This window comes from Stieleria tagensis (genome assembly GCF_024129865.1).
GTDB lineage: Bacteria > Planctomycetota > Planctomycetia > Pirellulales > Pirellulaceae > Stieleria > Stieleria tagensis.
This window is the reverse complement of the sequence record NZ_JAMYFE010000030.1, coordinates 177,212-184,391: the sequence shown is the minus strand read 5'-3', so window position 1 is coordinate 184,391 and position 7,180 is coordinate 177,212. Positions and strand designations below refer to the sequence as shown.

The window sequence follows — 7,180 nt, the reverse complement described above, 5'->3', positions numbered from 1 at the left end:
GCGCAACTTCAAAGCTCACGCTTCGGGTTACCAAAATCCAGTGCCTGACGCGAAAACGCTGGCTTCTAAACTGACGCGTCGCGTTTGCAGTCGATCGCCACCTCACTCAGCGGCTTCGACAGGCCAGCCCTGGGCCCACTGCAAACGGAATTGCGATTGATTGAAATCGACAACCGCTTGCCGATAGGCTTGCTGGGCCGACTCCAGTGCCTGCACGGACTGCAACACTTCCAGCGGCAATCCTTCGCCATCGCGAATGCGTTTGAAATTGCGGTCGTAGGAACCTTGGGCTGATTCGATCGCGCGCCGGGTCACATCAATCTGTTGGCGGCGAAATCGGACTTGGACACAGGCTTCGGAAACCTCTCTGGCGACCTGATCCATCATCCGCACTGTTTCAAATTTGGCCTGCTGAACTCGGGCCGATGATGCACGGCGGGCGGCTTGTTCACCGACACCCAAATTGCGAATCTCCCAAGACATCAACGCGTCCAGATCGTAGCGGCTGTCAATGTTGTCCAGGTTATTGCCCAGCCCGCCACCGAACCCGCCGGTGCTGAAACCTAGCAAGATGCTGGGGACGAACGGCGCATACTTTTCACGTTCGTATGCGTCGCAGGCCGCGGCGACCAAGGCTTGGGATTCTTTCAATTCCGGGCGCATCGCCAGGCCGGTTCCAATCAACGTGGCCGGGTCGTCAGTTGTGGAACTCAGCTCCAGTGGCAACACCGTGATGTCCGTCGGCACGATTTCGTCGCGGCTATTGAGACTGACCGCTTGGGCCAGTCGCGCCGAGGCGACCGAGATCTGTTCGCGCGCTGCGAGCAATCGATTTTCCGTCAGTGTCACTTCGGTTTGCATTCGATCGGCATCGGCCAGTAGCCCTTGGCCGGCTTCGGCAAAGTCACGGGTGACTTTGGACAACTCCATGGCCCGCGCCTGTGATTCTTCCAAGACACGTAAATTCTGGTGAGCGTCCAATAGATCCAGATACGCCAGCGCGGCCTGTAGCATCTGTCGATTCACAGTCGCAGAGGCAGCATGGCCCGCTGCCCAAGCAGTCTTCTGAGCGCGTCGCGGCAGGAAAATTGCATCTGCCAAGTGGAACTGAGCGACCAATCCGGGCCGCGGCGTGGTGCCGGCGCCAACCGCACCGCTGCCCAAACCATACTGGAATGAATTTCGGTTGACGTCCACGATGTCGCCGTCACTGGCTTGATAGTTTCCGTCATGGCGATCAAAACTGAACCCCGCGCCGATTGACGGCAACCACAACGCCTGGGCGCTTTCGAGCTGCGCATAGGCCTCCTGCACACGCCACTGGGCCTGGCCGACGGCGGGGTGTTGGCCGCCAACCATCGCCAATGCACTGGGCAGATTCAAGTTAATCGCCCCGGGGGCCGGTTCGATCGGTTGTTCGATCGGTACCGGCGGCTGCACGGTGGGTGCCTGCAGGTCCGGTGACTGGACCGTTTCGGTGGCGATCAAATCGGCCACCGTTTGGCTGGAGGGATCGGCCGTCTGGGTATGAGCGGCGGTTGTCAATTTTGCGATTGACGCGGTCGAATTGACAAGCAAGATTTCGTCGTTCGACTTTTCGATCGACGCGGCGGTGTCTGAAACCACGTAATTGCCCGTTGGCGCGGCGACTGGGGCCGGATTGGGGCGCCGCAAAACCGAGGCTGGCCCCCCGGCGCATCCGATGCAACCGATTAGTCCGAGAGTGATGAGTCGCCTGGCCATTCCGCCGTCCTTCGGTTCTGCTGCTTGTCGCGTTGAACACCGTCGCTCTAAACACAACGATCCTACCGGTCATGCTTCGGCAATCAGCACGACCGATAGTGACGCCTGTTCCTGTTGGATTGTCTAAAAACGGCCGGGGCGACCTGAAACGTCCTTATTGTGCGAACTATGATGCACAGCACTGTCGGCCAAACTTGAACATTGGTAACGACTGTAACGATCAAGTCGGTCGTGACAGCCTGATTCGCATTCCCACCTGATGGAACTCTTTCCGATGACTCGATGGCGCCCTTCCACCTTTGGATATGCCCTGCTGGCCGGCGGATTTCTGTGCTGCGGTTGTGCCCGTGATGCAGCGGTCACAACCGAGCGGAACGCCCCGCGAACGGTCGCTGTCAAAACGGTTGCGGTGGCTCAATCAGAGGTTCAGCGAACCACCATGCAACCCGCCTCGGTCCACCCGCTGTTCCGATCGGAACTGCGCGCCAGAGCAACGGGTTTCGTCACCAAAATCAATGCCGACATCGGCGACATCGTCAAAGCAGGTGATCCGTTAGCGGTGATTGATGTGCCAGAGCTGGAAAAACAACACGAGATCATTCAGGCACGCATCAAACGCTTGCAGGCCGAGGAGAAACGCGACCAGTCAGGTGTCCGCTTGGCACAGGCCCGTGTGGAATCCGCCCGCGCCAGTCTAGAGGAAGCCAAGAGCAATCTCAGTTCCGCAGACGCCTCACTTGCCGCCGCCGAATCGGAATTCAACCGTACCCAAGATCTGGTGCAACGCGGATCCCTGCAAGATCGCATGTTGGACGAATCGCGACAAAAACGCGACAGTCAAAAAGCTGTCAAGCAATCCTTGTCATCGGCGATCGATTCGGCCGCTGCCGAAGTCGGCGTGGCGCAAGCCCAGCTGGACGCTGCCCGGTCCGACTTGGACGCCGCGGTTGCTGAAACCGAAATTGCCCGTCGCCAACTCGAAGAGATGGAGGTCCAGATCGAATTTGCCACGATTCGTGCGCCGATCGACGGCATCGTCACCCAACGCGGCATTGAACCCGGCGATCTGGTGGGCAAATCGTCCGAATCGTCGCAAGATCGTCCGCTGTTTATCGTCAGCCAAACCGACAGACTGCGGATCAAAATCCCGGTTCCTGAAACCGATGCCGCCGGCATCAATCCCGGCGACCAAGTCACGCTGACCTTTCCCTCGTTCACCGGTGAACCGCCAATCGTCCTACCGGTCACGCGGCGTTCGGGAAGTTTAGACCCCAGCACACGCACGATGATGGTGGAAGTCGAAATGGACAATCACGATGGCAAACTGCTGCCAGGCATGTTCGGCCAAGCCACGATCACCCAATTGGCCAAGGTCGCGGCCAACATGCTGCCGGCCAGAGCGATTCGGTTCAGCGAAGACGGTAAAGCTTATGTGTATGTCGTTAGTAGCGAAGACACGGTCTCGGTCGCCGATGTCAGCACAGGGATCGACAACGGGCATTCCATCGAAGTCGTCTCGGGACTGGAACCAGGACAAGTGGTGATTGATGCGCATCTGAAACGATTTGTCGACGGCCAAAAAGTCGTTGTATTGGCGAACTAACCACTGACATTCCTGAGAACACCACCCACCTTGATCGTCGAACTGCGGCGACTGACCGACACCAGAGAATCTGCCTGATGGGACTGATCAATTTTTCGCTCTCCAACCGCTTTGCCGTGCTGGCCGGCACGATCGCGCTGTGCGTGCTTGGCGCCGCGGTGATCCCCGGCATCACGATGGACATCTTGCCGGACTTTAAGAAACCGGTCGTGGTCAGCTTCTTTTCCTATCCCGGTCTGCCGACGATGGACATGGAAAAATCGGTGACCTCGCGCGTCGAGCGAGCTTTGACGCTAGCCGGAAAAATTGAGCATCAGGAATCTCGCACTGTGCCCGGCGCGGCGGTGATCAAAGTTTTCTTTCAGCCCGGTGCTGATCCCAGTTCGGCGATGAACGACATCGTCAACTTGGAAGCCAGTGACATGTTTCATTTGCCTCCTGGCATCGAATGGCCCTTCACGCTGCGTAGTGAACCAGCCAACCTGCCGGTCGTTCTGGCCGCGATTTCCGGTGAAGGGTTGACCGAGTCCGAGCTGTATTCGATCGGTTACTACGCCGTGCGAAACAAGATGGGCGGATTAAAAGGGGTTCAGATTCCACACCCCTTTGGCGGCAAGTTTCGGCAGATGATGGTGTACGTCGATCCGGCAAAGCTACAGGCCTATCACGTCAGCGCGACCGATGTGGTCGAGGCGATGCAAAAATCTAATTTGGTACTTGCGGCCGGTTCGGCGCGTGTCGGCGGCACCGACTATCTGATCCATCCACTCAATACCTTGCCAACGGTCGAAGACATCGAAGCCATCCCGATCAGCGTTCGCGACGATCGGCCGGTCTTCATCCGTGATGTCGGCCGTGTCGTCGATGACGCGGCATTGCAATACAACATTGTTCGCGTCAATGGAAAACGCAGCGTCTATTGCCCGTTATTGCGAGAGCCCGGTGAAAACACCATTAGTGTCGTCGACCGGATTTATGAAGGCATCGCCAGCGAAATCCCCAAGATGAAAGAGCGGGGCGATATCCCGGAGGCCACCGAAGTCACGCTGGTTTCGGACCAATCCAGCTACATCCGCAAAGCCCTCTCGAGTTTGCTGTCCCAAATCGGTTTGGGATCGGTCTTTGTCGCCATCGTGGTGTTGGTGTTCCTTCGTCGTTTGCTTCCCACCGTGATCATCGTTGCAATGATCGTGTTGGCAATTCTGATCGGTGCCTTGGGGTTTGCTTTTTCCGGACAAACCATCAACGTGATGACCCTGGGCGGGATTGCATTGGCGATCGGAACCGTCGTCGACGCGGGGATCGTGGTGGTCGAAAACGTGATCCGCCACCAACGCATGGGCAAGTCTCCGCTCGACGCAGCTCGCCAAGGCACCAGCGAAGTTTCCGGCGCGATTCTGGCCGGCACCGTCACCACACTCGCCGTGTTTTTGCCGGCGGTCTTTTTGACCGGGATGATCAAGTATCTGTTCACACCGCTTTCGTTGGCGGCAACGCTGACGATCGGTGCGTCGTACATCCTGGCGCTGACCGTTGTGCCGGCCTACTGCGCGACCTTCATTCGCGAAAAAGTTCGTCGCGGGCAACAGGACTCGGACCCTGAACTGACATCGGACGCCCAGACCGTCAAACCACGTGGGCTGTACGGTCGCCTGATGGATGTCGCCCTGAAGATTCCGTCGCTGGTTTCCATCGTGATCATTGCCTGTGTCGGTGCATCATTCTTGCTGTTGCCACATATCGGCACCGAATTGTTTCCCACGGTAGACTCCGGATCGTTCGAGATTCGTTTAAAGACACTGCCGGGGACGGAACTGGTCGAAACGGAGAAATTGGTTGCTCGGATCGAAGACACCGTCAAGTCCGTGATTCCTGAGGAACAGATCGAAACTCTGATCGCCAACATCGGTCTGCCCGTGGGAAAAGGCGCCGGGTTTTCGACCGTTCTCAGTTCCAATTCGGGCCCCGACACGGCCTACCTGATCGTCAATCTGAAACAGCAAGGTCGTTTGACCAATACCACCACGTACATCAACCGATTGCGTGAGAAATTGGCGGTGGACTATCCGATGGAGGAATTCCTGTTTGTTTCTGGTGGCATCGTCAACATGGCGCTCAACGAAGGCGTGCCGACGCCGATCAGTGTCCAAGTCTCCGCAGGAACTTTGCCGCAATGCCGTGACGCAGCCGAACGCATTGTCGAAGCCGTTCGCCCGATCGCCGGCACCGCCGACGTGCAAATCGCCCAGTCGCTGGACTATCCGCAATTTGATGTCCAAGTCGATCGCACGCGTGCCAAATACCTGGGCGTCGATCAGGAACAGGTCGCGAAAACGGTGTTGACGGCGCTCGGATCGAGCGTCGGCTATTCACCGACCATCTGGATCGATCCCAAAACCGGCGTCGACTTCTTTATGGGCGTGCAATACGAATCCAATACCTTCGAATCGCTGGACGAGGTTCGCAACATCCCTATCTCGCTGGACACCGCCGAGGGACCGATCACTATTCCGTTGTCGAACATCGCGACGGTCAAACGGGTGAACATCCCCGGTGAGATCTCGCACTACAACATCTCCCGCGTGAACGACGTGCATGTCAACGTCGTCAACCGCGACCTGGGTTCGGTGGCTGCTGACATCGAATCGGTTCTGGCCGAAATGGAATTCGCAAATGGCGTTTCCGTGACCCTGCGTGGTCCGGTCGAAAAAATGAGTCGCGGCATGAACCTGCTGGGAATTGGTTTGATCGTTGCCACACTGCTGGTCTATCTGGTGCTGATGGCGCAGTTCCGATCCTTTGTCGATCCGTTGATCATCATGCTGGCGGTTCCGCTAGGAATCGGTGGCGTGTTGGTCGTGCTGTTTTTGACCGGCACCTACATCAATATCCAGTCGCTGATGGGTACCCTGATGATGATCGGAGTGGTTGTTAATAATTCGATTCTGTTGGTCGAGTTCGCCAACCGACGTTTGGCGGAGGGATTCTCACCGCACGACGCAGCGCTCTCCGCCGCACAAGTCCGTCTGCGACCCATCCTGATGACATCGTTGACGCTGATTGCATCCATGTTGCCGCTGTCGTTTCAACTGGCGCCGGGCAATGAGGCGATGATTCCACTGGCTCGCGCCTTGATGGGCGGCATGATCGCCAGCACCCTGCTGACGCTAGTGCTGGTGCCTTGCGTTTATTCGTTGGTACACCGCAAGCGATCGGCGACTTCGCGATCAGCGGCCCTGTGATCGGCGGCCCTGCGATAGGCGGCCCTGTGATCGGCGGCCCTGTGATCGGCGGCCTTGCGATAGGCGGCCCCGGCTTGAACGTAATGCTCTGCGGCATGACGAATCATTTCGTCGTGCCGCTGTTTGACTGGTCCGCGAACAACGGCGGGCATCCCGGTGACCATCGATCCGGGCGGGATTTGAGCGCCTTCGGTCACCACTGCGCCGGCCGCAATCACACTGCCGCGGCCGATTTTTGCGCCGTTTAAAACCACGGCGCGCATTCCGACTAACACATCATCTTCGATCGTGGCTCCGTGCACGATCGCGGCATGGCCGATTGTGACGCGATCCCCAATCACACAGGGGACTCCGGGATCGGCATGCAGAACACTCATGTCTTGAATGTTCGACTGCTGCCCGATCTGAATTCGTTCGGTGTCGCCGCGGACCACTGCCCCAAACCAAACTGACGATTCGTCGCCGATCGACACATCGCCCAGCACCGTGGCGTTGGCAGCAATAAAGGCAGATGCGGCGATTTGATCCGCACGAAACTCAAGCTGGAAATCCGTCATCGCTGGTCCTCTCGCGATCATGAAATCCGCAACTA

At 57.8% G+C, this 7,180-nt stretch carries 4 protein-coding genes; 2 read left to right on the top strand and 2 right to left on the bottom strand.

Translation table 11 applies throughout. The features are described from left to right. Positions 1-102: 102 nt before the first annotated feature. A complete protein-coding gene (locus tag NHH03_RS06360) occupies positions 103-1,743 on the bottom strand; it encodes a TolC family protein (RefSeq protein WP_253154916.1) in 1,641 nt (546 codons plus the stop codon). Between the two features lie 274 nt (positions 1,744-2,017). Here NHH03_RS06360 and NHH03_RS06355 point away from each other — a divergent pair, with 274 nt between their 5' ends. Further along, positions 2,018-3,346, top strand: a complete 1,329-nt coding sequence (locus NHH03_RS06355) for an efflux RND transporter periplasmic adaptor subunit (protein WP_253154915.1) — start codon at positions 2,018-2,020, stop codon at positions 3,344-3,346. Positions 3,347-3,423: 77 nt separating this feature from the next. After that, entirely contained in the window at positions 3,424-6,588 is a 3,165-nt protein-coding gene (locus tag NHH03_RS06350; protein ID WP_253154914.1) for an efflux RND transporter permease subunit, read from the top strand. Here NHH03_RS06350 and NHH03_RS06345 read toward each other — a convergent pair. Further along, positions 6,534-7,145, bottom strand: coding sequence for a gamma carbonic anhydrase family protein (locus NHH03_RS06345; protein WP_253154913.1), 612 nt, complete (start codon positions 7,143-7,145; stop codon positions 6,534-6,536). The two genes, NHH03_RS06350 and NHH03_RS06345, sit on opposite strands and share 55 nt — an antisense overlap. Positions 7,146-7,180: the final 35 nt, after the last annotated feature.